This window comes from Flavobacterium undicola (assembly GCF_009909155.2).
In the GTDB taxonomy this organism is placed as follows: domain Bacteria; phylum Bacteroidota; class Bacteroidia; order Flavobacteriales; family Flavobacteriaceae; genus Flavobacterium; species Flavobacterium undicola.
The window spans coordinates 42,282-67,980 of record NZ_JAAAPM020000025.1; the positions used below are offsets into that span (position 1 = coordinate 42,282).

The 25,699-nt window shown below is 33.1% G+C and carries 20 protein-coding genes and 1 pseudogene; 3 read left to right on the forward strand and 18 right to left on the reverse strand.

Annotation, left to right across the window (positions count from 1 at the left end; translation table 11 throughout):
• Window positions 1-13: 13 nt before the first annotated feature.
• From GTZ96_RS13980 to GTZ96_RS14020, 9 genes are all read right to left on the reverse strand, one after another.
• Window positions 14-1,399 (reverse strand): DUF4153 domain-containing protein, encoded by a 1,386-nt coding sequence (locus GTZ96_RS13980; protein WP_161644533.1) that lies wholly within the window; start codon window positions 1,397-1,399, stop codon window positions 14-16.
• Between the two features lie 52 nt (window positions 1,400-1,451).
• On the reverse strand, window positions 1,452-1,748 hold the full coding sequence (locus tag GTZ96_RS13985; RefSeq protein WP_128194176.1) for a winged helix-turn-helix domain-containing protein: 297 nt from the start codon (window positions 1,746-1,748) through the stop codon (window positions 1,452-1,454).
• Between the two features lie 8 nt (window positions 1,749-1,756).
• Window positions 1,757-2,371: a hypothetical protein gene (locus tag GTZ96_RS13990; protein WP_161644534.1), complete on the reverse strand. Its 615-nt coding sequence runs from the start codon at window positions 2,369-2,371 to the stop codon at window positions 1,757-1,759.
• Window positions 2,372-2,466: 95 nt separating this feature from the next.
• The gene (locus tag GTZ96_RS13995) at window positions 2,467-3,792 is read right to left on the reverse strand and encodes a TlpA disulfide reductase family protein (protein ID WP_161644535.1); all 1,326 of its coding nucleotides are present in this window, start codon (window positions 3,790-3,792) and stop codon (window positions 2,467-2,469) included.
• Window positions 3,793-3,838: 46 nt separating this feature from the next.
• On the reverse strand, window positions 3,839-6,571 hold the full coding sequence (locus GTZ96_RS14000) for a TonB-dependent receptor (RefSeq protein ID WP_161644536.1): 2,733 nt from the start codon (window positions 6,569-6,571) through the stop codon (window positions 3,839-3,841).
• Window positions 6,572-6,837: 266 nt separating this feature from the next.
• A complete protein-coding gene (locus tag GTZ96_RS14005; RefSeq protein WP_161644537.1) occupies window positions 6,838-7,524 on the reverse strand; it encodes a hypothetical protein in 687 nt (228 codons plus the stop codon).
• Window positions 7,511-7,888, reverse strand: a complete 378-nt coding sequence (locus GTZ96_RS14010; protein ID WP_161644538.1) for a GntR family transcriptional regulator — start codon at window positions 7,886-7,888, stop codon at window positions 7,511-7,513. The genes GTZ96_RS14005 and GTZ96_RS14010 overlap by 14 nt, the downstream gene beginning before the upstream one ends.
• A gap of 1 nt (window position 7,889) precedes the next feature.
• On the reverse strand, window positions 7,890-8,717 hold the full coding sequence (locus GTZ96_RS14015) for a hypothetical protein (RefSeq protein ID WP_181033199.1): 828 nt from the start codon (window positions 8,715-8,717) through the stop codon (window positions 7,890-7,892).
• Entirely contained in the window at window positions 8,707-9,543 is an 837-nt protein-coding gene (locus GTZ96_RS14020) for an ABC transporter ATP-binding protein (RefSeq protein WP_161644540.1), read from the reverse strand. The genes GTZ96_RS14015 and GTZ96_RS14020 overlap by 11 nt, the downstream gene beginning before the upstream one ends.
• A 339-nt stretch (window positions 9,544-9,882) precedes the next feature.
• Between GTZ96_RS14020 and GTZ96_RS14025 the strand changes: the two genes are divergently transcribed.
• Window positions 9,883-12,057 carry a response regulator gene (locus GTZ96_RS14025; protein WP_181033200.1) on the forward strand — a complete coding sequence of 725 codons (2,175 nt, stop codon included), beginning with the start codon at window positions 9,883-9,885 and terminating at the stop codon, window positions 12,055-12,057.
• Window positions 12,058-12,112: 55 nt separating this feature from the next.
• On the opposite strand, the gene GTZ96_RS14030 is transcribed toward GTZ96_RS14025, so the two are convergent.
• From GTZ96_RS14030 to argS, 3 genes are all read right to left on the reverse strand, one after another.
• A complete protein-coding gene (locus tag GTZ96_RS14030; protein WP_161644542.1) occupies window positions 12,113-12,994 on the reverse strand; it encodes a bifunctional 5,10-methylenetetrahydrofolate dehydrogenase/5,10-methenyltetrahydrofolate cyclohydrolase in 882 nt (293 codons plus the stop codon).
• Between the two features lie 136 nt (window positions 12,995-13,130).
• Entirely contained in the window at window positions 13,131-14,489 is a 1,359-nt protein-coding gene (gene ffh, locus GTZ96_RS14035) for a signal recognition particle protein (protein ID WP_161644543.1), read from the reverse strand.
• A gap of 175 nt (window positions 14,490-14,664) precedes the next feature.
• A complete protein-coding gene (gene argS / locus GTZ96_RS14040; RefSeq protein ID WP_161644544.1) occupies window positions 14,665-16,443 on the reverse strand; it encodes an arginine--tRNA ligase in 1,779 nt (592 codons plus the stop codon).
• Window positions 16,444-16,739: 296 nt separating this feature from the next.
• On the opposite strand from argS, the gene GTZ96_RS14045 reads away from it, so the two are divergent.
• A complete protein-coding gene (locus GTZ96_RS14045; RefSeq protein ID WP_161644545.1) occupies window positions 16,740-19,106 on the forward strand; it encodes a TonB-dependent receptor domain-containing protein in 2,367 nt (788 codons plus the stop codon).
• An 80-nt stretch (window positions 19,107-19,186) separates the two neighbouring features.
• On the opposite strand, the gene GTZ96_RS14050 is transcribed toward GTZ96_RS14045, so the two are convergent.
• The 5 genes from GTZ96_RS14050 to GTZ96_RS14070 all read right to left on the reverse strand — a co-directional run bounded on the left by GTZ96_RS14050 (window position 19,187) and on the right by GTZ96_RS14070 (window position 23,219).
• A complete protein-coding gene (locus GTZ96_RS14050) occupies window positions 19,187-20,194 on the reverse strand; it encodes a 3-oxoacyl-ACP synthase III family protein (RefSeq protein ID WP_161644546.1) in 1,008 nt (335 codons plus the stop codon).
• A gap of 94 nt (window positions 20,195-20,288) precedes the next feature.
• A complete protein-coding gene (locus tag GTZ96_RS14055) occupies window positions 20,289-20,621 on the reverse strand; it encodes a YegP family protein (RefSeq protein WP_161644547.1) in 333 nt (110 codons plus the stop codon).
• Window positions 20,622-20,738: 117 nt separating this feature from the next.
• Window positions 20,739-21,683 carry an ABC transporter ATP-binding protein gene (locus tag GTZ96_RS14060; protein ID WP_161644548.1) on the reverse strand — a complete coding sequence of 315 codons (945 nt, stop codon included), beginning with the start codon at window positions 21,681-21,683 and terminating at the stop codon, window positions 20,739-20,741.
• Window positions 21,684-22,007: 324 nt separating this feature from the next.
• Window positions 22,008-22,703: an OmpA family protein gene (locus tag GTZ96_RS14065; protein ID WP_161644549.1), complete on the reverse strand. Its 696-nt coding sequence runs from the start codon at window positions 22,701-22,703 to the stop codon at window positions 22,008-22,010.
• A gap of 39 nt (window positions 22,704-22,742) precedes the next feature.
• Window positions 22,743-23,219 carry a lipocalin family protein gene (locus GTZ96_RS14070; RefSeq protein WP_161644550.1) on the reverse strand — a complete coding sequence of 159 codons (477 nt, stop codon included), beginning with the start codon at window positions 23,217-23,219 and terminating at the stop codon, window positions 22,743-22,745.
• A 183-nt stretch (window positions 23,220-23,402) separates the two neighbouring features.
• Here GTZ96_RS14070 and htpG point away from each other — a divergent pair, with 183 nt between their 5' ends.
• Window positions 23,403-25,289, forward strand: coding sequence for a molecular chaperone HtpG (gene htpG / locus GTZ96_RS14075; RefSeq protein WP_161644551.1), 1,887 nt, complete (start codon window positions 23,403-23,405; stop codon window positions 25,287-25,289).
• A 291-nt stretch (window positions 25,290-25,580) separates the two neighbouring features.
• On the opposite strand, the pseudogene GTZ96_RS14080 reads toward htpG, so the two are convergent.
• Window positions 25,581-25,699, reverse strand: a pseudogene (locus GTZ96_RS14080) (IS1595 family transposase); the annotation flags it as partial.

A 25,699-nucleotide genomic window follows, 5' to 3' on the forward strand; every position in this document is an offset into this window, starting at 1 on the left:
AAGATTTTTCCTTTTACTTATTAACATCTACAAACTCATAATACAAAGCTTTAGATAAAAAACTTTTGTGTTGCTTCTCTTCCACTCTTTGCTTTATGTAATCGAATTTCTCTGCTTCTCCAGGTTTTGAACCAAAATAATCCTGATAAATCTCTTCATTAAAATTCAACTCTCTCAAATATTCGGCATCGACACCTTTGCCAACTGCAATATTATAATTAGTTATCAAATTACCCCAATTGACATAACTGCAAATCAAGATCGTTCCATAGAAATACCAAAGCATCTGGTTGAAAAGGAAAGCATTTGTTTTTTGTTTGCTGATTTTTATAAAAGAAATCACTAAACCAATTATAGCCAAAATCAAGAAAGCATAAACACCCAATCGTTTATAAGTCAAGCCAAAAAAAGAAACATATTCTGAATTTTTGATAATCGTACTCACTATTAAAACACCATTTAACAGAATCCAGATTTTAGATAATCGTTTCAAAGTTTTTGCTTTTTTATCAAAATTAAATCCCCCTTTAAAGTAGAATAAAATCACACCAACAGCCATAACGATAGAAAAAATGACAGCATTTACCCTTTCGTGTGTAGCTGAACTCAATTTTGATTTTTCGACAACTTCAAAAAACTGTTCGTAATTATAAGTGACTATAAAAACCAAAAGCAACGCATTTAAAAGAAGTAAAGTAATCTCGCCACTTCTTCTTTCGAAATTTATATCTAAAAACGAAAATGAATTTTGATTTTCAGTTTTCGCTTCTTCTTTAAAATCATTATCTAATAATTCATTCTTTTCATAGCAAACTTCCGGTATCCAATAATTCCAAAAAGTAAATGAAATATAAAATCCTAAAGCGGTAAGCACAAATGCTTGCCAGGCATCAATATCTAAGTAATAATCGGTAAACAAAGACGAAAAATGATCACTACCAAAAGAATACACAATTAAAAACAATCCCAGAAATACAGCTGGAATAATAAAATAGGCTATCAACTTTTTAGCAAAGCCATTATTGACTTTCCGTTTGGGAATATATTGGCTAAACATCAAAATTCGACCTAATGATGCAATTCCGTTTACCAAAACAAGTGGAAATACTTGTAGTACTTTAAGATTAGGTTCTTGAGTTTTGAATTGGAGAAAAATAATTGAAAAAGCCATAGCGAAAAAAGAAGCAAAATCGCCGTACCAGGCAAAAGCAAAACAGGACAACACCGATGTTATCACTAAAACCAAATGTAACCTACTGCTAAGTTTCTCTTGGAAGAAATAACAAATTAAGGTAGTTTGTACTATCCCGAAAATAGACCAATTAAGCCCCAAATCCTCGTTGTAAAAAAGCAGCGTAAAAATCAAACTGCTGGCTAAAATAAAATGTAGTTTTTTCATAGTTTTAAAATTAAAAGTACTTTGCTTTTCAAAGTATTTAGACAAAAAAATTTTAGTTATTCGATTTCATTAATTTTTCAAGACTATTCAAGTGTTCGTTAAAGGCCGCGCGTCCTCTATTGGTTACTCGATAGGAGGTTTTAGGTTTTTTACCCACAAATTCTTTCTTTATTTCAATATATTCAGCCTTCTCTAAGGCAGAAGAATGACTCGCTAAATTACCATCAGTAATATTCAAAAGTGTTTTCATTTCGGTAAAATCTATCCAATCGTTGACCATCAGAATAGACATAATCCCTAATCTGACACGACTTTCAAAATCTTTATTTAATTTATCAATGATTCCCATTGGTGGTTTTATTTATACTTTTTGAACATTACTAATCCGTACAAGATATGCAAAATACCAAAGCCCAGTATCCAAAAAACCAAACCATAACCCAGATAAAAAACAGAAATACATCCCAAAATTAGTTGGCAATAGCCCAGATATTTAATATCTGAAAAAGTATATTTTTCAGCATTTACAAGTGCTAAACCATAAAACATTAAAGTGGCTGGTGCAATTAAAACATACATTTGATGATACAAGAGCGCCAAACAAAAAACTCCTCCTACTGCTAATGGAATAGCAAGATTGAATAACATATTTTTAGTTGTCGAAGTCCAAATAGGTAAATTGTATTTTTTACTTTTTCTAACGGTAAATAAAATTCCGAACGTTAATGCAAAAGCAAAAATAACAGCACCACTAAAAATGAGTTCTGAAATTAAACTCATAGAAAACTCCTTGTCTTTTCCTTCGAAATAATTAATTCCGTTTTTCTCAAACAATTGATACGCATACAAACCGCCAATCAAGGCAGACAATCCAGCAAAAACTCCTGAGAGTCCGCTTAAAGATATAAATCTTGAAGAACGCTCCATCATAGAGCGAATGTGTGATAAGTCTTCTTGGTGCTTCTGATTCATAATTAAAGTACTTTGAAATACAAAGTTAATTTAATTTCCGAAATGACACTATCAAAAACGGATTTTTTTTAGAAATTACTTTAGAGAGGAAGATACTAATTCAATAATTTGGATAATATTTTATCCAATTCTTCCGCATCTGGATGAATGGCTACAATTACACCGTTAGAATCAATCAAAAAAGTTGAACCTCCTGAATTTGAAACATTATATTTATCCCAAATTCGGTTTTTATTATCCAATTCAATTAGATTTAACCAAGGATATTTGTCTTTTTCAATGGCCTTTACAAAAGCATTAGTGTTTTTAAATTCATTAGCAACTCCAAGGATGACTAATCCTTTTTCTTTGTATTTCTCATATATTGGAATATAGCTTTTACTCGTTATTCTGCAAGGTCCACACCAAGAAGCCCACAAATCAATTAAAGCTACTTTGCCCGTAACTACATCTGAAGCACTTATAGTTTGTCCTTCAAAATTTGGTGCAGAAAAATCAACAAACATACCTCCCACTTTTATTGTTTTTATTGCTTCCAATATATCTTCGATTTGTTTGGTATAAGGATGTAATGGAAACTTTTTTGAATAACTAGAAAATAAATTGTTAACCACATTAATATCGATATTTTTCTTGTTTTGTTTATACCATCTAACCTCATTTAATAAAAGTGAATAAGAAAAAATATTCTGATTAGAGGCTATATACTTTGCTTCCCAATTGTATTTTAATTTTTTGATAGAATCCATCTTATTTTTTAGAAACCATGCCCTGATAGTATAACCCTTGTCTGTCTCTAACAATTCCTCTTTTATTCTATAAGCTTTATTAAGCTCCTCTCCTTGTTTAAGATTTTTAATTTTTTCCTGAATAGTAGTTACCGCTTCGCTAAAATAATTATTGGTATCCATTAGAGAGTGACTTTCATCTTTAATAGGTTTTACAATTGGATCAAAAATTCTTATTTGCTCTTTTTCAAATGAAACCATTTTGTCTGTCAATTTCCCTCCTGAGATTGTATTTTTATCAAATTCTTGGGAAGTATGCAATACAAACTCAACTGAACCATTTTCTGCAAAGAAATCAATCGGTATAAAAGTACCATTCTCCAATTCTTCACCCAAAATCAAAGTATATTTTTCTGAAAAAGGAGATACAATATTATATTCAAACTGCCCTTCTTTGATTGGGATTTTTGTACCGCTATGAAACGGATCGTCTTTTTCAGTAACTAACATCAGGTACGTTGAATTTCCTCCAATTACATTTCCTTTTAATTTACAATGAACCGTTGCGATATTTGATACAGCTTCTTTTTTAGTCAACTTTCCTGAACCATAATTTGGTTTGTCAATTGTTTTCTGCGAAAAAACGCCACAGCTTACAAGAAGCGTAACAAGAATAATAAAGATTTTTTTCATATTTTTTTGGTTGGTTAAAAGGTTTATAATGGTTGTTTATAGTTTTTTAGTTCTTTTTCTTCACGGCAAAATTTTGAAATTTATACAATAACGAGAACATTACATAGCGTTTTAAAACGGTATTTTCGGCATCTACAACAGCCGTTGGTGTAATGGTTCTGGAAGTACTCTGATTTTGATTCAGCAAATCATACACCTTCACTTTGAAAGTCATTTTATCCTCTGCAAATTTGTAAGACAAACTGGTATTCCACAGGTAGAAATCTTTTTTGTAACCTCCGGAAATATTAGAATTATAAGAATAACCAAAGTCATTTCCGAAAACCCAATTCTTAGGCCAAAAGTTAGTCATTTCAACATTGAAATTATGCGATTTATTTGACCTTGCACTTACTGAACTATTTTTATATCGAGTATCATTGTAAGCAAAATTATAAGATGGTTTGATGCTCAATAATGTACCATAATCATACGACAATCGTATAGCTGGTGAAACACGCAGCGTTTTTGCCGAATACAATTGCCCATTGGTAAAACCTTTATCTAAATTATAATTGGTATTCAAACCAAAATTCAAACCGAAAGTATGCGCATTCTTTTTTATGGTTTTATTCCAATTTGCACCTAAACTACTTTCATAAGTCCCAAAAACATTGGCATAAGTGGTGGTTTGCTTTCCATTTTCGTTATATACAGAAGATGAAACGTAGTTGATGTCATAATAGGCTAGATTCGAATATACATAATAACCGGAACGGGATTTAAAGTCATAATTTTGAAAACCAAAATTAACCCTGTGAATTTTTTGAAGTCTAATATCCGGATTTCCTATAAAAGTGTTCAAAGGATTTTCTAAATTGGCAACAGGCATAAAATAATCTCCTTTAGGAATCCAAAATCCACTATGATACCCCCCATAAAATGTTTTTGATTTTGATAATTTATAATTAAAATCGATGTCTGCATCTGGAATAACAAAGTTTTTATTCAAATCAGTAGTGGAATTCAAATACAAAGAATGAAAGTCTGTTTTAAGAAAAAAAGCATTCATCGATACGCTTAAATCAAATTTATTTTTACGAATTGCAAACCCTACCGAAGAAGCAATTTGTAATGTTGATGAAGAAATAAAATTAGTCATCAATTCATTACGATCGTTATAAGCATCAGAACCCGAATTAAAATCGAAAGTTTTTTTGTCATTAGATGTTTTATCCAGATAAGAGGAGATTTTGAAATTGATACTTAAAGAATCGGTAATGGGTTCTGCATATCGAATAGAGTTAGAATATTTATCCCTCTGATTGACCGCTTTCACATTTTGATTACGAAAATCATCCGGACTGGTTCCTTGAGTGAAAACTGTCGATGAATTTATAATGGAATTGGAATCGTTCTTTGAATTTTCATTTTGGAAATTAGCTGTAAAATACCTTCCCTTTTTCTTCGCTTTTGTAAAAACAGAAATGTTGTTTTGGAAATTGGTATTATCCGTTTCATTCGTATTATAGGAATCACTCGTATTGATCAATTGATTGTTTTCATCCACGGTTTTTTTATCAAAATCAGTAGTCGATGTAGTTGTTCCTTTTTCGAGTTTGGGTGTAACAATGATTTTCGTTGCAGGCGTAATGTCATACTCCAAATTAAAATCGGCATTATGCTTGGAAAATTCCTTATTTGTGTTTGAAGTTGATTCGGCCACTAAAGAACCCGTTGGCAACAAAGTGAGTTCGGTCGTTCTATTTTTATTTTCAGAATCCGAATTCGTGAAATAATAATTCCCAGTAGACTTAGCGCCTTTAAACCATTCGTCGGCATAATTCAACCCAATCATATTCGACTTGATAATTCCGGTTCCTCCTCCTATCGATGGCGCACGTGAATTCCAATTTCTTCCACCACCCATATTGTCAAAAACCTCATCCATAGAAAAACCGGTCGCATTGATATTATTGGAAGAAGCCAAAAAACTGATGCGTCTTTTATCCTTGAAATAACTCAACAAAGCACTGCTTTCATAGCGATCTGAGCTGCCGTAACCGCCCAACACTTTCCCAAAAAAGCCTTTATTTTTGTCTTTTTCAATCGTTAAATTAATGGAGGCATTATTCGAACTCGAAGCTTGCTTGGTGAATTCTTCTTCTTTGGTTTTGGTATCCGAAACCTGTACTTTTTTAATAATTTCCGAAGGAAGGTTTTGAAGCGCCACTTTACCATCTTCACCAAAAAAAGGTTTTCCGTTGACCAATATCTGATTGACTTCTTTACCGTTTACCATAATTTTCTTGTCGGCATCAATGGTAACTCCGGGCAATTGTTTCAGTAAAGCTTCGACATTAGCATCTGGACGCAGCTTAAACGAAGAAGCATTAAATTCCAACGTATCTTTCTTGACGCGAATGGGCGGAGCAGTACTTTTTACAACCACTTCATTGAGTTTGTTTTCGTATTCCAAGAGTTTAAAAACACCCAAATCGATATTTGTGGTCAATTTATCGATAGCTTTAGAAAACTCTTTATAGCCTTCTGCTGAAACTTTAAAAATTAGATTTTCTGTACTGGCTTTGGTTTCTAATTTGAATAATCCATCTTTATCCGAAATGGTATAGGCTACTACCGAAGAATCTTTGGGATGAATCAAATACGCCGTTGCCGATTCGATAGGAGATGCTGTTTTGTCTTTGACGATTTTACCGTTAATTATAATACTTTTTTGTGCAAAAGAGGAAAAGCAGCAGCATAACAAGAGAAAAATGAAGATAAATGTGTTTCTCATAATTGATGGATGATTGATTTTTAACTGTTAATTAATGGTTAACTATTGCGTAAGATTTGTTTTATATTTCAAACCTATGAATTAATTAACGAAAAACTGTTCTGAACTGTTTGTTAAAAAATTGTATTGTAGTAGAAAGGTGATAAGGAATCCTTTTTTTTTGAACACAACCAATCGATTGGAGTGATTACTCCAACATATCATTCATTACAAACAAACTGGCAGATTCAAATTTTAACTAAATCTTTTTAAAATTTGATCTAGATTTAATTATAAAAAACATAATTACTTGTTTTATCTGCGTCAAGATGAACACTATTACTTAAAGAAAAATCACCACCGGAATCATTTTTTAAACTTCCTGACAATTTATCAATTCTTATTTTTGCAGCTGCCCTTAGTTTTGTTTTGTCTAATTTAACCGCTAAATTTTCTATTTTTTCTCCCTCAAGATAAATGTTGGACTCTTTAGCTTTTATGGATACTTGAGTAACCGTATCAAATCTCCAATCCAGTCTGGACTTATTCATGGTAACACTTAAAGTATCCGTTTCAAACTTCTCCAAATGAACATCCGAGTTTTCTTTAGCTACGATACTTTTTACATTTACACAAAAAACTTCGGGAACAATTATTAAATAAGGTTCTTTAGACTGTTCTTTTTTAACTGAATACATAAAAAGAGTATCGTTTCGAACAACAAAAGGAGCAAAATTGGGAACAGCATCTTTCCTATAGCTTTGCTTTATTTTGTTTTGCTTTCCATTCTTTAAATAAAAAATGGCTCCCGGTTCTGCAACTACAACCGAAAAAGGAGGTGTTTTCTTTTCTTGAATTGCAAAATTAGACTTATCATTAATCCCCTTATAATATTTTGAACCGATAAATAGCAAAGTGATTCCTCCAAAAAGGAAAATTAAAAAAGAAATAAATATGATGTTAGATATTTTCATAGTCGTTATTTTTAATAGCCGTTACTAATTCGTTTAAATCGGCACTGTTAAGTTGGAGTAATTTTACTTTAAGAAGAAAATCAGGCAAATCCTGGCTGAAAAAATTGGCTTTTTCATTGGCCTTTATTAATTCGAAAGCATTTTCGGAAACAAAAAATCCAATGCCCCGTTTGTTATCAAAAATTCCGGATTCTTGCAAATTAGCATAAGCACGCATGACCGTGTTGTGATTCACTTCAAATTCGGCAGCCAAATCCCGCACCGAAGCCACCCGATCACCCGATTGCAATTGTCCTTCCAAAATTTGCCGACAGAGATTGTCTACTATTTGCAGATAAATCCCTTTGGTTGATTTAAAATCCATATTAAGCCTCTTTTTCTTTTAATTTAAAATAAGCCATTCCTATAAAGAATACCCATGAAAGTAACGATATCGATAACAAAGAAAATTCAGTACTATCTAAATTTTCCGTAACATAAAATGTTTGTAATCGAATATCAAAAAATTTAGTTTGAGTATAAAAAATATTAGATAGTAACATAGAAAACAAAATACAGCTAAAGAATAAAATAGCCGAAATCACTACGGTTTTAACCAAAGCATAGCGTTTAAAGTAAGTTGTCCCTGCAAAAAGATAAGTTCCATAAGAGAAAAAACCAAAAATCATAAACAGTATCTGCCAAATATCCCACACTTTATCAACTCTGGTTACTAAAAGGCGATATTCAAAATAAGGAACTACAGCCGGATCAAAAAAATGAGTTTCATAAAGCATTTCAGGAATTAAGGAAGCTTTAGCCAAACGAATGGCTATCCAAAAAATCCCCAAAGCTATAGGAATAAAAATTCCTATTCTCAATAAAAACTGCACCAGAAATTTCTCAAATGCTGAACCTGGAGAAAGTAAATAATTTGCCGTTTTAATTTTATCAGTCAAATCAGGAAATGCAGTCCCTACAATCACACCAACTCCCATCATAAAAAACATAAAACAAACCATATAAAGATTATTGATACTTTCGGCATAACTCATTATGCTACTTTTACTCGAACTAAGAAACCAATAGGTCAATAAATAAGTTATCAATCCTAATCCAAGAATAGCTAAAAGGTATTTTGTTCTATTAATTAACAAATCCTGCTGAAATAAACGAACAAATCGGTTGAAATTAAAATGGTTATTAAACGACATGGCTTATAGATTTTAAGGTTACTTTATTGATAATAGCGTTAAAAAGCAGTTCAATGTCAATTTCGGTTTCTTCAAGTTCATCCGCTGCTGTTATGATTCGGTATCCACCAAGACATTTCTCTTGATAAATTAGGTTTTCTATTCCCGCTAAACTCATTACAGTTTTAAATTGCAGTTGCTGACTAATATTAAAAACCGATTCGTTATAAACCATTTTCCCTTCATCAAGCACCACGATGGTATCAATTATCGTTTCGATATCTTTTACCTGATGAGTTGAAATTAAAACCAATTGTTCATCAGAAACGGAGCTGACCAATATTTTTCGAAACAAACTCTTAGACGGAATATCCAAACCATTTGTTGGTTCGTCCAGAATAAGCAAACTGCAATTAGTTGATAAGGCAAAAGCAATCAGGAATTTTTTACGTTGTCCGTGCGAAAGTCCGTTTAGATTTTTTTTAGCATCTAATTCGAATTCCTGAAGGATTTTATTCATTTTTTCATAATCGAATTTGGGATACAAAGGAGCTGTTGCCTTTATATACAATACAATAGTTATCGAAGGAAACGAAAACTCCTCAGAAACCATATAGATATCTGACAAAAAATCAGGCAATCGATCAAAGGGTTTAAAACCATTAATATTCAATTCTCCAATTTGTGGTTTTAGCAAGCCTGTAATCAACTTGAGAAAAGTTGATTTACCGGCACCATTTTTCCCCAGCAAACCTACAATGCTTCCATTGTGCTGCTCAAAAGATAAATCAGTAAACAAAGCGTCCTGCTTTTTGTACTGAAACGTTAGGTGTTGAATACTTATCATAAATATATTTTATTAGTGTACTAGTTTTGTAGCACACAAAGAAATAAATTATTATTCAAATAACAAGCGTTTTGATAAAAAATCTTACTTATTTAAACTTAAAACACTAGTAAAGCCATATATAGCTGGAAAAATTGTTCCTGTAAATTGATAAATAAATATCCAACTGAGCATAAATTCCAATCAGTAAACAATAACTTAACCTTTTGTTTGAAGTCTATTAATCTGTTTTGCTGATGAACCTAATAAATTTGCAGAGCATTAAATACAACTGCCTTGAAATTTTTCTTCAACAATTTTCGTTACTTCAGAACACAAATATTTTTATCCTTTTCATCAATGATTGCATTGATTGTGGTTTGGTTTATGCTTTATCAGTATATCGACCGCAAAGTGGATGTCTTGAATAACTTCACCTATAAATCGTATCGAATTTCACAGGAATTCACCTCTAACATAAAAAATTTCCAAACTTTTTTATTGTCCGGATACAAAGGAAAAGACTTTTATATCCATCACAACCAAAAAGACCTAAAGCTATACATAGAACATTTAAAAAGTCAAAAAAAGGAAATCGATCTACTATTCGAAGAGTCGAAAGAATTAAATATTGGTAGTAATCCAACTATGACTGCTGTTTCAAAAGAAATAGACCACCTCTATACTATCGTAAACCAATTCAAAGAAATAGCATTAATTCGAGGCTTTAAAGATTACGGAATTGAAGGTAAAATGAGAGACAAAGCCCATTTCCTCGAAGAAAAGTCTTCTTTAGACAAAATCACTTTACTACAGTTTCGCAGGCACGAGAAAGACTATCTGTTGCGTTCGGACAAAACTTCCATCAAAAAATTTGAAAGCCTCTTCCATCAAACTTTGAAAGAAAAAAATATTGATGCTGCCACCCAAGAAGTACTTATCGATTACAAAAACAATTTTGATTCTTTGGTAAAATTGAGTTCACAACTAGGCGTTTCAGAAAATCAGGGCTTGTATAAAAATATAAACCTGATCAATGAATTTATCGAAAGTTCCTTTGTTCAAATCATAGCCCATAATAAAAAAAGGATTAATGAATTAAAAGAGACCTTGTTTTATACACAATTATGTCAAACCTTACTGATGGCATTAATCGCCTTACTATTGTGTATTTACATTTCTAAATATTTCACAAAAGACATCCAATTGCTTTCGTTAGATATTTCAAACTATATAAAATCTAATTTTAAAGAACCTGTATCCAATTTAAATCATGACTCCTCCATCAGGGAAGTTGATTTTCTGTTAAAAAGTTACGGAATATTAAAAGAAAAGCTATCTGAAAACATTATTTTCTTAGAAAAGAAAACAGAACAGGCTAATAAAACAGCAACTTTCAAAACACAATTTCTCGCCAACATGAGTCATGAGATTCGCTCTCCTCTTAACGGCGTTATTGGAATGTTGAACATGCTTAAAACAAGCAGCTTAAATAGCGAACAAACAGAACATATTGAAATTGCTGAACATAGCGCTAATCATCTTTTAGGCATTGTAAATATGATCCTGGACCATTCTAAAATGGAAGCCGGCAAAATGAAATTAGAACACTATCCCATACATCTTAAAAAAGAACTCTCTAAACTGATTCGACTATTCGAATACCGAATCAATGATGAAAACATAAAACTGCATTTTACCTATGATCCTAAAATTATCAATAACATCCTAGCTGATAATTTACGATTACAACAAGTATTGATCAATCTTATTGACAATGCAATTAAATTCACGTCTCAAGGCGATGTTAAACTTGAAGTGAATTTATTACATCAAATAGACGATGTTCAGTACATTAATTTTAAAATTATAGATTCCGGCATAGGCATTGATGCTGATAAGACTGAACAAATTCTTTTAGCCTTTGAACAGGCTGATTTAACTACCACAAGAAAATATGGCGGCACCGGATTAGGTCTGACTATTTCTAACCAATTGGTAGAACTGATGGGAGGAAGCAAACTGAACATTATGTCATTAGAAACTGGCGGATCTTGTTTTAGCTTTGAAATTCCTTTCAAAATCAATACAAATGCCATTCTAATTGAAGAAAATAATCAGACTATAATCAATAATACAAAAGACCCAATCATTACTAAGGCATTAATTGTTGAGGACAATATAATCAACCAAAAAGTATTATACAAACTTCTAAACAAACTAAATATCCCTTCGGACATTGCCAACAATGGAAAAGAAGCCGTTTCTCTTTATAATGAAAATGATTATGACATTATTTTCATGGACTTGCACATGCCCGAAATGGATGGATTTGAAGCCACAAAAGAAATCCATTCATTAGCAAAATACAAATCGAGAAACATTCCAATTATTGCAGTAACGGCTAGCGCTTTTGATGAAGACAAAACCAAAGCAATCGCTAGTGGTATGGATGATTTTGTTACCAAACCTATTGTTTTAAAAAATCTGGAAGAAACAATTGCAAAACAAATGGAACAACATCATTACATATAAAAACACAAAACCCAAGACTTCTGCCTTGGGTTTTATTGTATAAAAGTATCTAAAGTTATTTTCTACTTCTGATCTTTCTAGCTAAAAGTGTGTTTTTCAACAACATCGCAATCGTCATTGGTCCTACTCCTCCCGGAACGGGAGTAATAAAAGATGATTTTTTACTTACTCCGTCAAAATCAACATCTCCTTTAATTACATATCCTTTTGAGTTTGTAGCATCATCCACACGAGTAATACCCACATCAATAATCACTACACCGTCTTTTACCATATCAGCTTTTAAAAATTCCGGTACTCCTAAAGCTGTAATAATGATATCAGCATTTTTAGTGTATTCTTCCAAGTTTTTGGTACGACTGTGTGTCAAAGTTACTGTTGAATCACCAGGATATCCTTTACGACTCATCAAAATACTCATCGGACGACCTACAATATGACTACGACCAATTACAACAGTATGTTTTCCTGAAGTTTCTACTTTGTAACGCTCTAACAATTCCATAATTCCAAATGGAGTTGCCGGCAAAAAAGTTTCCATATCCAAAGCCATTTTACCAAAATTAGCCGGATGAAAACCATCAACATCTTTATCAGGATCAATAGCCATCAAGATTTTTTGCTCATCAATATGTTTTGGCAAAGGCAATTGAACGATATAACCATCTAAATTATCATCTTCATTCAAATCTTTGATTTTAGCTAATAACTCAGATTCAGTAATGGTTTCTGGCAAAGCTACCAAAGTAGAGTCGAAACCAATTTGCTCGCAAGAACGTACTTTACTTCCCACATAAGTTAAACTTGCTCCATTATTACCAACTATGACAGCTGCTAAATGAGGTACTTTTTCCCCATTGGATTTCATTTGTTGTACTTCTGCTGCAATTTCTTTTTTAATGTCTTCCGAAGTTTTTTTTCCGTCTAATATTTGCATCGTTATTTTTTTTAAAGTTTAAGTTCTAAAGGCTAAAACTTAAAACTGAATACTTTTTTATTTTTTATAATGTCTAAAATCTGAATACTAAAAAACTGAACACCTGTCTGCCGACAGGCAGGCTGAACACTTTTTTTTATTTCATTCCCGGCATTCCACCAGGCATCCCTTTCATACCGCCCATCATTTTCATCAGGTTTTTTCCACCTGGACCTTGCATCATTTTCATCATTTTGCTCATTTGGTCAAATTGCTTCATCAACTGATTCACTTGCTCAATCTTGGTTCCAGAACCTTTAGCAATTCTTGCTTTTCTTTTTACATCAATCAAAGCTGGTTTTTTTCTTTCTATTGGAGTCATCGAATGAATAATAGCTTCAATATGTTTGAAAGCATCGTCTTCAATTTCTACATCTTTCATGGCTTTTGAAGCTCCTGGTATCATTCCAACCAAATCCTTCATATTACCCATTTTCTTTACTTGTTGAATCTGAGTTAAGAAATCATCAAAACCGAATTCATTCTTCGCAATCTTCTTTTGTAACTTTCTGGCTTCTTCTTCGTCAAATTGCTCTTGTGCTCTTTCTACCAAAGAAACAACGTCTCCCATTCCAAGGATACGTTCTGCCATACGAACAGGATAGAAAACATCAATTGCATCCATTTTTTCACCAGTACCTACAAATTTAATTGGTTTATTGACAACCGATTTAATAGACAATGCAGCTCCACCACGGGTATCACCATCTAATTTAGTCAAGATAACACCGTCAAAATTCAAGATATCGTTGAACGCTTTTGCTGTATTTACAGCATCTTGTCCTGTCATCGAATCCACAACGAATAAGGTTTCCTGTGGCTTAATCGCAGCGTGAACACGAGCAATTTCGTCCATCATTTCCTTGTCTACTGCCAAACGACCAGCGGTATCGACAATAACAACATTAAATCCGTTTGCCTTAGCATGCTTGATCGCATTTTGTGCAATTTCAACCGGATTTTTATTCTCTGGCTCTGAATATACTTCAACAGCTATCGAATCTCCAACAACATACAATTGTTGGATTGCTGCAGGACGGTAAATATCACAAGCTACTAAAAGTACTTTTTTATTCTTTTTTGTTTGAAGATAATTAGCCAATTTCCCAGAAAAAGTAGTCTTTCCAGAACCTTGTAAACCTGACATCAAAATCACAGAAGGTGTTCCTTGCAAATTGATTCCTGCTACGTCACCTCCCATTAATTCAGTCAACTCGTCTTTAACCAACTTCACCAATAATTGTCCTGGCTGTAAAGTAGTTAATACGTCCTGACCTATTGCTTTATCTTTTACTCTTGCGGTAAAATCTTTGGCAATTTTAAAATTCACATCGGCATCAAGTAATGCTCTACGAACTTCTTTTAAGGTATCAGCAACGTTTACTTCGGTAATTTTACCGTGACCTTTTAGTATATGAAAAGCTTTATCTAATTTTTCGCTTAAATTATCGAACATGATTTTTTATTTTATTGAAGTGCAAAGATAAACTAAATAGATAATTAGGCAATTAGTTCATTAGAATATTGAAACATCAATGATTAGTTTTTTAATAATTATTCTCTAAATAAGATAAAAACAAAAAAACGGTCTCAGATAGAGGCCGTTTTTCATTACTGTAATCCTATTTATTTTACATTCTCTCAGGAACATTAATTCCTAACAAACTAAAAGAAGCAGCAATAGTATCGGCTACTTTTTTAGACAATTGTACTCTGAATATTTTTATTTCTAAATCGGCTTCACCAAGAATTGGCACCGCCTGATAGAATGAATTGTATTCTTTTACCAAATCATAAGTATAATTAGCTAATAATGCCGGACTGTGATTATGAGCCGCATTTTGAATTACTTCTGGAAACAACTCCAATTGTTTTAGCAATTCTTTTTCTTTTTCGTGTAAAGTTTCAATTTTAGAAACATTCGAAAAATCAAAATCAGCTTTTCTTATAATCGATTGAATTCGGGCATAAGTATATTGAATAAACGGCCCTGTATTTCCAGCAAAATCAACTGATTCTTCAGGATTAAACAAAATACGCTTTTTAGGATCTACTTTTAGAATATAATATTTCAAAGCACCAAGACCAATAGTCTTAAACAATTTAGCTTTTTCTTCTTCTGAATAACCATCTAATTTCCCTAATTCTTCCGATATTTTCTGAGCAGTATCCGTCATTTCTTGCATCAAATCATCAGCATCAACTACAGTTCCTTCACGAGATTTCATTTTTCCAGAAGGCAAATCCACCATTCCATAAGACAAATGAAATAGATTTTCAGACCAGTCAAAGCCTAGTTTTTTCAAAATAAGGAACAAAACTTTAAAATGGTAATCCTGTTCGTTTCCAACGGTGTAAACCATTCCGCCAACATCTGAATAGTCTTTCACACGTTGAATTGCCGTTCCAATATCTTGCGTCATATACACTGCAGTTCCGTCAGAACGCAATACAATTTTACGGTCTAAACCTTCATTAGTCAAATCAATCCAAACTGAACCGTCAGGATCTTTTTCGAAGATGCCTTTTTCCAATCCCATTTGAACCACATCTTTTCCTAACAAATAAGTATTGCTTTCGTAGTAATAACTATCAAAATCAACCCCCATACTTTTATAAGTGGCAGCAAATCCATCATAAACCCATTGGTTCATTTTTTTCCAAAGCGCAATCACTTCTTCATCTCCTGCTTCCCATTTCAACAACATTTCCTGGGCTTCAAGAATAATCGGTGCTTGTTTCTTAGCTTCTTCTTCGGTTTTTCCTGCTGATATTAATTGATTGATTTCTTCTTTATATGCCTTATCAAAAGCCACATAAAAATTTCCAACTAATTTATCTCCTTTTAATCCCGTTGATTCTGGCGTTTGGTCTTTTCCAAATTTTTGCCAAGCCAACATCGACTTGCAAATGTGAATTCCTCTATCGTTGATGATTTGAGTTTTATAGACTTTTTTACCCGAAGCTTTGATAATTTCAGCCACCGAATAACCTAATAAATTATTACGAACGTGACCTAAATGCAAAGGTTTATTAGTATTTGGCGAAGAATATTCGACCATTACTGCCTTATCTTCTGGACTTGGAGTTACAAAACCGTACTTTTCCTTATCTTTAATTCCGTTGAAGAAATTCAAATAATACGCATCTGAAATAACAATATTCAGGAAACCTGAAACCACATTAAAACCACTTACCTCAACTACATTTTCAACTAAATAGTTTCCAATTTTATTTCCTAACTCTACAGGATTGCTCTTTGTGATTTTCAACAAAGGAAAAATTACCATAGTAATATCGCCCTCAAATTCCTTACGTGTTGCTTGAAATTCAACTTTTTCAATGGTAACTTCAAATAAATCTTGAACAGCATTCTGGATAGAAGGCGTAAGAATTTCGGATAATGTCATTTTGTATCTTATTTTATAAAGTGCGCAAAGATAGTTATTATGTGGCAATTGGAAAATTGGAAAACAAGATTAATTTTTCACACAAAAAAACTCCACATTCTCAATAATTAAAACCTCCTGTAAAACTCAAAAGGAAACGAACTTTTTCAACTTTTCACAGCCTATTTACAAATCATTACAACTGACATTGAAATATTTTTTATTCACCCCAACAAAATAGTACCTTGCATTGCATAGTATTATTTAAAAAATACATATCTTTGATTTTTATTTAAAATTAAACAAACTGTATAACCATGAAAATCAAATTAATCTTAGTTTGCTTATTCGTAAATCTTATTTCGATAGGAGCACAAAACTCGGCAACATCGATTACTACTATCAAACCAGGAAGCATTAGTGGAAAAGTAGTCGATAAGAAAACGAACCAACCACTGCCTTATGTAAATATAATTGTCAAGGAAAACAACAAAATCATTTCGGGTGCTATTACATCTGAAAAAGGAACTTTTCATATAAAAAGCCTTGAATTGACAAAATACGACATAGAATTCCAATTTATTGGCTACAAAACCATTTCCACTCCAATCACGCTCACTTCAAAAAATTCGGATGTAAACCTCAACACAATCATTTTAGAAGAAGACGCTATTGAGTTAAAAAGTGTGGATATAATAAGCGAAAAATCAACTATTGAACAAAAAATAGACCGCAAAATAATTAATGTTGGTAAGGATTTAATTGCCGCAGGTTCCACAGCTTCGGAGATTATGAATAATATTCCTTCTGTAAGCGTTGACCCGCAAACTAATGCAATTAGTCTTAGAGGAAACTCAAATGTTCGAATACTAATTGATGGAAAACCTACTACAATAGATGCAGCACAACTGTTGCAGCAAATTCCTTCTTCATCAATAAAACAGATAGAATTAATTACCAATCCTTCTGCCAAATACAATCCGGAAGGAATGAGTGGAATAATAAACATTGTCTTAAACAAAAACAGTAAAATAGGTTTTAACGGAAGCATCAATAATGGCGTAACATTTGGGAAAACACCAAAACTTAACTCTTCGGTTGACATGAATTATCGCAATGGAAAATTTAATTACTATGCTAATTATGGATTGAATGTTGGAAAACGCACCAATTATGGTTATATCAATACTACCGAAGGGGGTTTAGAAGATTTTCAAAACTACACTTTTATAAACAACAATAATTCGCATTTAGCCAAAGTAGGTTTAGACTTTTACATCAATGACAAAAACACGCTGTCTTTCTATACCAACCAGAATATATTTAACGGCAAAGGAAACTCACTGTCAATAATTGATTTTGTCGATCCAACAAAAACAGACATTACCCAAATATTCACCAACCAAATTGACAATTATTCTCAAACCTACAATTTAGATTATAAAAAAGATTTCAAAAAAGAAGGGCACAATATAGAACTCGAAATCAATTACAACAACGGAGATAATAGAGAAGATGCTTATTACAGTGACCCCAGAACTAATAACATCAAAAATCAAAGGAACAATACTTTAATCAATTTAGATTATACCAATCCATTATCTGAAACTGTAAAATTAGAATTAGGATTGGAAAGCAGAATCGAAAATGTAACTAATAATTTATTAGAGGACAATGCCTATAATGCCGACTTTCAATACGACCGAAAAATTTACTCTACTTATGCTACCATTGGCAAACAATGGAAAAAATGGAGTACGCAAGTGGGTACTAGAATTGAACAATATGAAGCCTCCGGTTTTTTCAAAAAAGTAAACGAAACAGACGCCTCTTTTAATCATGATATATTAACACTGTATCCTTCCGGATTTTTGAACTATTCCCCTACCGAAAAGAATTCGTTCAACTTAAGTTTTTCAAGAAGAGTCGACAGACCAAGTATTGGTCAGCTTAACCCGATTAGAGACTGGAGTACCCCACAAATTGATTCAGAAGGAAATCCTGATCTTCGCCCTCAGTTTACCAATTCTTATGAGCTAAATTATACCCGAAAAACAAAATTAGGCTCTATAACTTCCGGTATTTTCTACAGAAGAATTAATAACGAAATTACCCGAACCTTATTCGAAAACCCTGATGATCCTTCAAAACAAATTTTGTCTTACGCAAATCTGGACGACAACAATGCTTATGGATTTGAAGTTTCAACCAATTTGGATTTCACAAAATGGCTGAGCAGCAACATCAGTTTAGATGCTTATAATAGAAAAATAAAGGGTGTGATTTCCGGAGAATATGTTGAAGCAGATGTAACCGCTTTCAATGCACGAATTAATAATACTTTTAAAGCATCTAAAATTTTACGCTTTCAGTTATCAGCCATGTATCGTGGAAAAGATTTAGGAACACAACTTTTAGGAAAACCTATTTGGAAAATGGATATAGGATCCAGTCTTACTGTACTAAAAGGAGCAGGAACTCTGACCGCCAGAATGAGTGATGTTTTCAATACGATGCATTATGCATTTACTGCTGAACGACCTAAAAAGCAATACGGACAATTCAACTGGGAGAGTCAATCGGTTTATATAGGATTCAATTATCGTTTTGGTAGTGGCAAAAATAAAGCCATAGAAAGAAAAAAAAGACAGCAAAACGAAACCCAAAACAGTGGTGTTTTATAAAAATAGTTTAAATAGTTGTAGTAAAAAGAAAAGTCCGAAGTATGCCAACTTCGGACTTTTCGATTCCATACCAAATCATCTTACCATTTAATAATAGCACTCGCCCAGGTAAATCCGCTACCAAAAGCAGCCAAAACAACAGTATCACCTGATTTTATTTTGCCGAGTTCCCATGCTTCGGTTAATGCAATAGGAATCGAAGCCGCAGTAGTATTACCGTATTTTTGAACATTATTATGAACCTGATCGTCATTCAAACCAAATTTCTTCTGGATGTACTGAGAAATCCTCAAATTAGCCTGATGTGGAATCAGCATGTCAATATCAGAAACTTTTAAATTATTGGCTTCTAAACCTTCGTTAATGACTTCTGCAAAACGAACTACGGCATTTTTAAAGACAAATTGCCCGTTCATGTGCGGATAATAACTTTCGTCATCCGGATCGTTATCGGATAAAATATCATTCACCCAGCGACCGCCCATTCCCGGAGCTGTCAGTACTAATTCCTCAGCATGAATTCCTTCAGAATGCAAATGTGTGGAGAGAATTCCTTTCGACAAATCTTCTTCGCGACTTAAAATAGCCGCTCCAGCCCCATCTCCAAAGATTACCGAAACCCCGCGTCCGCGGGTAGTCATATCCAATCCTGAAGATTGTACTTCGGAACCAATAACTAAAATGTTTTTGTACATTCCCGTTTTGATATATTGATCGGCAACCGAAAGTGCGTAAACAAAACCGGAACATTGATTTCTAACATCTAATGCTCCTATAGTTCTTAAACCCAAGTCTCGTTGTACTAAAACACCTGGGCCTGGAAAATAATAATCAGGACTTAAGGTAGCAAAAACAATAAAATCGATATCTTCTTTAGCAATTCCGGAACGCTCAATAGCAATTTTAGCCGCTTTTACGCCCATAGAAGTGGTAGTATCTTCTCCCGGAATGATATGCCTACGTTCCTGAATTCCGGTTCTTTCCTGAATCCATTCGTCATTCGTATCTATAATTTTTGACAAATCGTCATTTGTAACCACATTGGAAGGCACATAAAAACCTAAACCCGAAATTTTTGAATGATACATATTTTAGCTTTTTTATATTAACACCTAGATATTAAATATAATAAAAAAAACCAGTCTAAAAACTGGTTTACGTATTCAATTCTACTTATTTAAATTAAGCTGTTTGATCCTCTACAACTCCATCCGGTGCATTTTTCTTTACGGATTCAATGCCGTTTTCTCGGGAAGCAACCGACTCATACATTTCGCTACTTCCAATAATTTGACCATTGGTAGCTTTTAAATTAAAATAATATTTCCCGTTTGACGATTCTTTACGTTCGTATCGGCCATCTTCCTGAGAATTTTTTCTAACCGATTCAATTCCGTTCTCACAGGCAGCTTTAGTTGTATAGCCCTCACTTGCTAAAATTGTCTGACCATTGCCTGCTTTCAAGTTGAACTGAAACTCACCATTAACTCTTTTTGTAATTACAAATTTTCCCATTTTTTTTTAAAATTTTGATTTATAATCTCTATTTATCTAAAAATCAACATTTTTAGATGTTTTTATTAAACTGAATTAAAAATAATAAAAAAAACAAAGCAAAACTGTAGAAGTTAATCAGGAAATCATCAAATTAACTTCTTGATTAAATTCTAAAGGAGATTCGTGTTCGAAGAAAATCACTTTTCTGTCAAAAACGGCTTTGATAAGATAATAACCGCCTTTAAAATAAGATTGTTTGACCAATACATTCATCAAACCATTTTCGGCTACTTTTAATTGATGTGGGTAGAGTAAAACCAATTCATCTTCACCGTCAACAGCTATAAGTTGCGATAATTTGAGTTCGTTTACTTCTCCAAAAAGAGAAGCCACGTATTTATTAATTGGATTGTTGTATAAGTTATAGGAATCGGCTTTATCAACCATTTTTCCGTTTTGTAACACAATCGTTTCGTCAGCAAAAGAAAGCGCATCAGTACTATCATGCGTGGCTACAATACAGGTAATTCCTTGTGCTTTTAGATAAGCAAATAAATTGCGTCGTAACGCATTTTTTCTAAAATTATCAATATGACTAAAAGGCTCGTCGAGCAATAAGACTTCAGGTTCTAAGGCTAAAACTCTGGCTAAAGCCACACGTTGTTGCTGACCTCCGCTTAGGTATTTTGCTTTCACATCGGCAAACTCCGTCATTTCGACAATTTCCAGCAATTCTTTGATGCGTCCTTTTTTTATTTCAGGAAAAATATTCGACAAATATTTCCCCACATTCTCTGCCACCGTAATATAAGGCATCAGGTCAAAATCCTGAGACAAATATTTCATAAAAGGCATTCCGGGAACCAAATGAAAACGAGTCCCTAAAACCTCTTCTTCATTCCAAAAAATCTGTCCTTCATCTAAATCGTATAAGCCATAAATCAATTTCAGCAAAGTACTTTTCCCGCAACCGCTTTCGCCAATTACAGCAATATTTTGTCCTTTTTCAATAGAAAAATGAATATTTTGAACCACTGGTTTTTCGGTATAACCAAAGGAGATATTTTGAACTTGCAGCATTTTAAAAGAATGTTTTTTTGAGATTGCAAAGATAGATTTCTTTGGTATAAAAAAAGGGGAGAATTTAGAAATATCTTTAAAAAAAATAGCCACGGATGACACTGATTTAACGGATAAAAACAGATTCTACCCAACAAAAAAATAACAGTTCGAGTTTTTCGCAACACAGATTTAAAAAATTAAAATAATTTTATAAATTTCTCTAATCTGCGTTCCTTATTTAACACTGGAATATTAATATCATTTTATTCAGATGAAGTTTTATAAAAAAAAGGTCGTCCCGAAAAATCGGGACGACCTTATATATTTTAAAAAAGTAGTTAATTATTTAGCTGCTTCTTTTTCAGCGTCTGCTTTCATTTTAGCATTTGCAACAATTGCAAATTCTACGCGACGGTTTTGAGTTCTTCCTTCAACAGTACCATTATCTGCAATTGGATCAGCAATTCCCATTCCTTGGATTGTAAATCTACTAGCTGAAATTCCTTTGCTTACCAAGTAGTTTTTAACTGATGCTGCACGCTCTCCTGAAAGTTTCAAGTTATAATCAGCTGGTCCAGTACTATCAGTATATCCAAAAATAGTAATATCAGTATCTGGATATTCGTTAAAAACAGCAACTAATTTATCTAAGTTTGCTTTTGCTGCCGCAGTTAAAGTCGATTTGTTTGTATCAAAACGCACTGCATTTTCATTTAAAACTAATTGAATTCCTTCACCTACTCTTTTTACCTCAGCACCTGGAATGGCTTGGTCAATTTGTCTGGCTTGTTTGTCCATTTTGTTACCAATAACTCCTCCGGCAACTCCACCAACAACTCCACCAATAACAGCACCCATAGCGCCTTTTCCACCTTTTCCAAGGTTATTTCCTAAAATTCCTCCAAGGATAGCTCCTCCGGCAACCCCAATAGCAGCTCCTCTTTGTGTTTTATTTGTGTTTTTTACTGATTCACAACTTGTAAAAATTGAACCAACAATCATTACTACAGCTAATGCTAATACCGATATATTTTTCATAATTTATCTCTTTATTTATTATTTATTAAAATCCTGAGATTAGTTTACACGTTGAAATTGGTAAACTACATCTGTTAATTTCCCTCCAACATTGATTTTATCAACCAATTGGAAAGAACTGTCTGTTAAATTAGCTACGTGTAAAACATAACCATCTCTCACTTTTTTAGCTTTTTCTCCTGCATCTAAAACTTTCAAAACAAATTCTCCATTAGAATTCACAAACCATGTAATTGGTGAACTAAAAACAGGACAATCGTACTTAGTTAAAGCCATATTTCCTTTGTTATTATTAGAAACAAACTTCCAAGTGCTTCCTTCAAAACATTTTGAATCAGCTATTTGAAAAGAATTTACTTTAATGTATTCTGAGCCTGGATAAGAGACAGAACTAATTACCCAATTTCCTTTTACACCCGTTTGAATTCCCCTGTCTAATTTAGTAGCCGTAACTGAAGACGTCTTGCAAGAAAATAATGCTAACGCAATTGCTGTAACTAAAAATATTTTTTTCATCGTTATATCGTTTTAATATTAAACTTAAGGCAAAGATACAATCTAACTTACAAATTTTGTTTCAAAATGTTATTATTTTATTACAGAATTTACTGTTAAGACAATTTGTCACCTCGATTCGAATTGGTACTTTATTTGAAGAAACCGTAACTGATTGTAAAACATTATAAATAAATTTTAAATATGACAACTGGAAAAATTAACGTTTCGGTGGAAAATATCTTTCCATTAATCAAAAAGTTCTTATACAACGATCACGAGATCTTTTTACGTGAATTAATTTCGAATGGAACAGATGCAACATTAAAATTAAAACACCTGACCAATATTGGCGAAGCTAAAGTAGAATATGGCAATCCAATACTTGAGGTAAAAATTGACAAAGAGGGCAAAAAACTGCACATCATTGACCAGGGAATTGGAATGACATCAGAAGAGGTTAAAAAATACATCAACCAATTGGCTTTTTCAGGTGCCGAAGAATTTTTGGAAAAATACAAAGACACTGCTAAAGATTCAGGAATTATTGGTCATTTTGGTCTTGGTTTCTACTCCGCTTTTATGGTGGCTTCTAAGGTGGAAATTATCACTAAATCATACAAAGACGAACCGGCAGCACACTGGACTTGCGACGGAAGTCCTGAATTCTCTTTAGAACCAGCTGACAAAACGACTCGCGGAACTGAAATTATCCTTCACATTGCCGAAGATTCATTAGAATTCTTAGAAGATTTCAAAATCAAAGAATTGCTGAACAAATACAACAAGTTCATGCCAATTCCAATTAAATTTGGAACTACAACAGAAACACTTCCTAAACCGGAAGATGCTCCTGAAGATTACACTGCTGAAACTGTTGAAGTTGACAATATCATCAACAACCCAAATCCAGCCTGGACAAAACAACCGGCTGATTTAAATGAAGAAGATTATAAAAGCTTCTACCACGAATTGTACCCAATGCAATTTGAAGAGCCTTTATTCAACATTCACTTAAATGTAGATTATCCGTTCAACCTTACCGGAATTTTGTATTTCCCAAAATTAGGTTCGGATATGCAAATTCAAAAGGACAAAATCCAATTGTACCAAAATCAGGTTTATGTTACTGATAACGTAGAAGGAATTGTACCAGAATTCCTGATGATGCTTCGCGGAGTAGTGGATTCTCCGGATATTCCTTTGAACGTTTCCCGTTCAGGATTACAGGCAGATGGTGCAGTGAAGAAAATTTCGAACTACATCACTCGTAAAGTAGCTGATAAATTAAAATCTTTATTCAACGAAAACAGAGCCGATTTCGAATCAAAATGGAACGATATCAAAATCGTTTTAGAATACGGAATGCTTTCGGAAGACAAATTCTATGAAAAAGCAGGCGCTTTTGTATTGTATCCAACGGTAGATGACAAATATTACACTCTTGAGGAATTAAAAGAAAACCTAAAAGACGCGCAAACCGACAAAGACGGAAAGCTGGTTGTTTTATACGCCGGAAACAAAGAGGCGCAGCATTCTTACATTGAAATTGCAAAAGAAAAAGGATACCAAGTATTGCTTTTAGACTCGCCAATTATCTCGCATTTGATTCAAAAAATCGAAAACGACAATAAAGATTTGACTTTTGTTCGTGTGGATTCTGACCATATTGACAACCTTATCAAGAAAGACGAAGTTGTAATTTCTAAATTGTCTGAAGACGAGCAAACCAATCTAAAAACAACTGTTGAAGCCGTAGTTAATAAACAAACCTACACCGTACAACTGGAAGCTCTTGACAGTCAGGCAGCACCATTTATCATCACGCAACCGGAATTCATGCGTAGAATGAAAGAAATGAGCCAAACTGGCGGTGGCGGAATGTTCGGAATGGGCAACATGCCGGAAATGTACAATTTGGTGGTGAATACTAATTCGCCTTTGGCTTCGACTATCCTGAATACCGAAGACAAAACCAATCAGGAACACCTGGTAAAACAAGCTTTAGATTTGGCTAAATTATCTCAAAACCTGTTAAAAGGAGAAGCCTTGACTACTTTCGTAAAACGTAGTTTTGAAATGATTAAGTAGTATCAAGTAAATAGAATTAAGTACTAAGACCTGCTAGTGAAAACTTGCGGGTCTTTTTTGTTTAGGAGCAGAACGATTAGGTTTCTATAAGTACTTCCCTCCTGCTATCGCCTTTATCTCTTCGAGGATATCGGCTCAATCAGGACTATTTAGAACACTTCATTTCCAAAAGATATTTTGTAAGAATATTTTAATATATTTGATAACAAAAATCCTACTCAATTGAACCAATCTACTCTTATTAAACAGTTACCATATATATATCATATGAACAAAATAAAAATTATTGAGTTATACACTTAATATCTGTTTTATGTTTTTTTGATAAATCGGTTTTGCATTCACCATTCTTTCTATGGATTTATGAAAAATACTTGTTTTAAATTGAGAACGGTTTATCCTAAAACAAA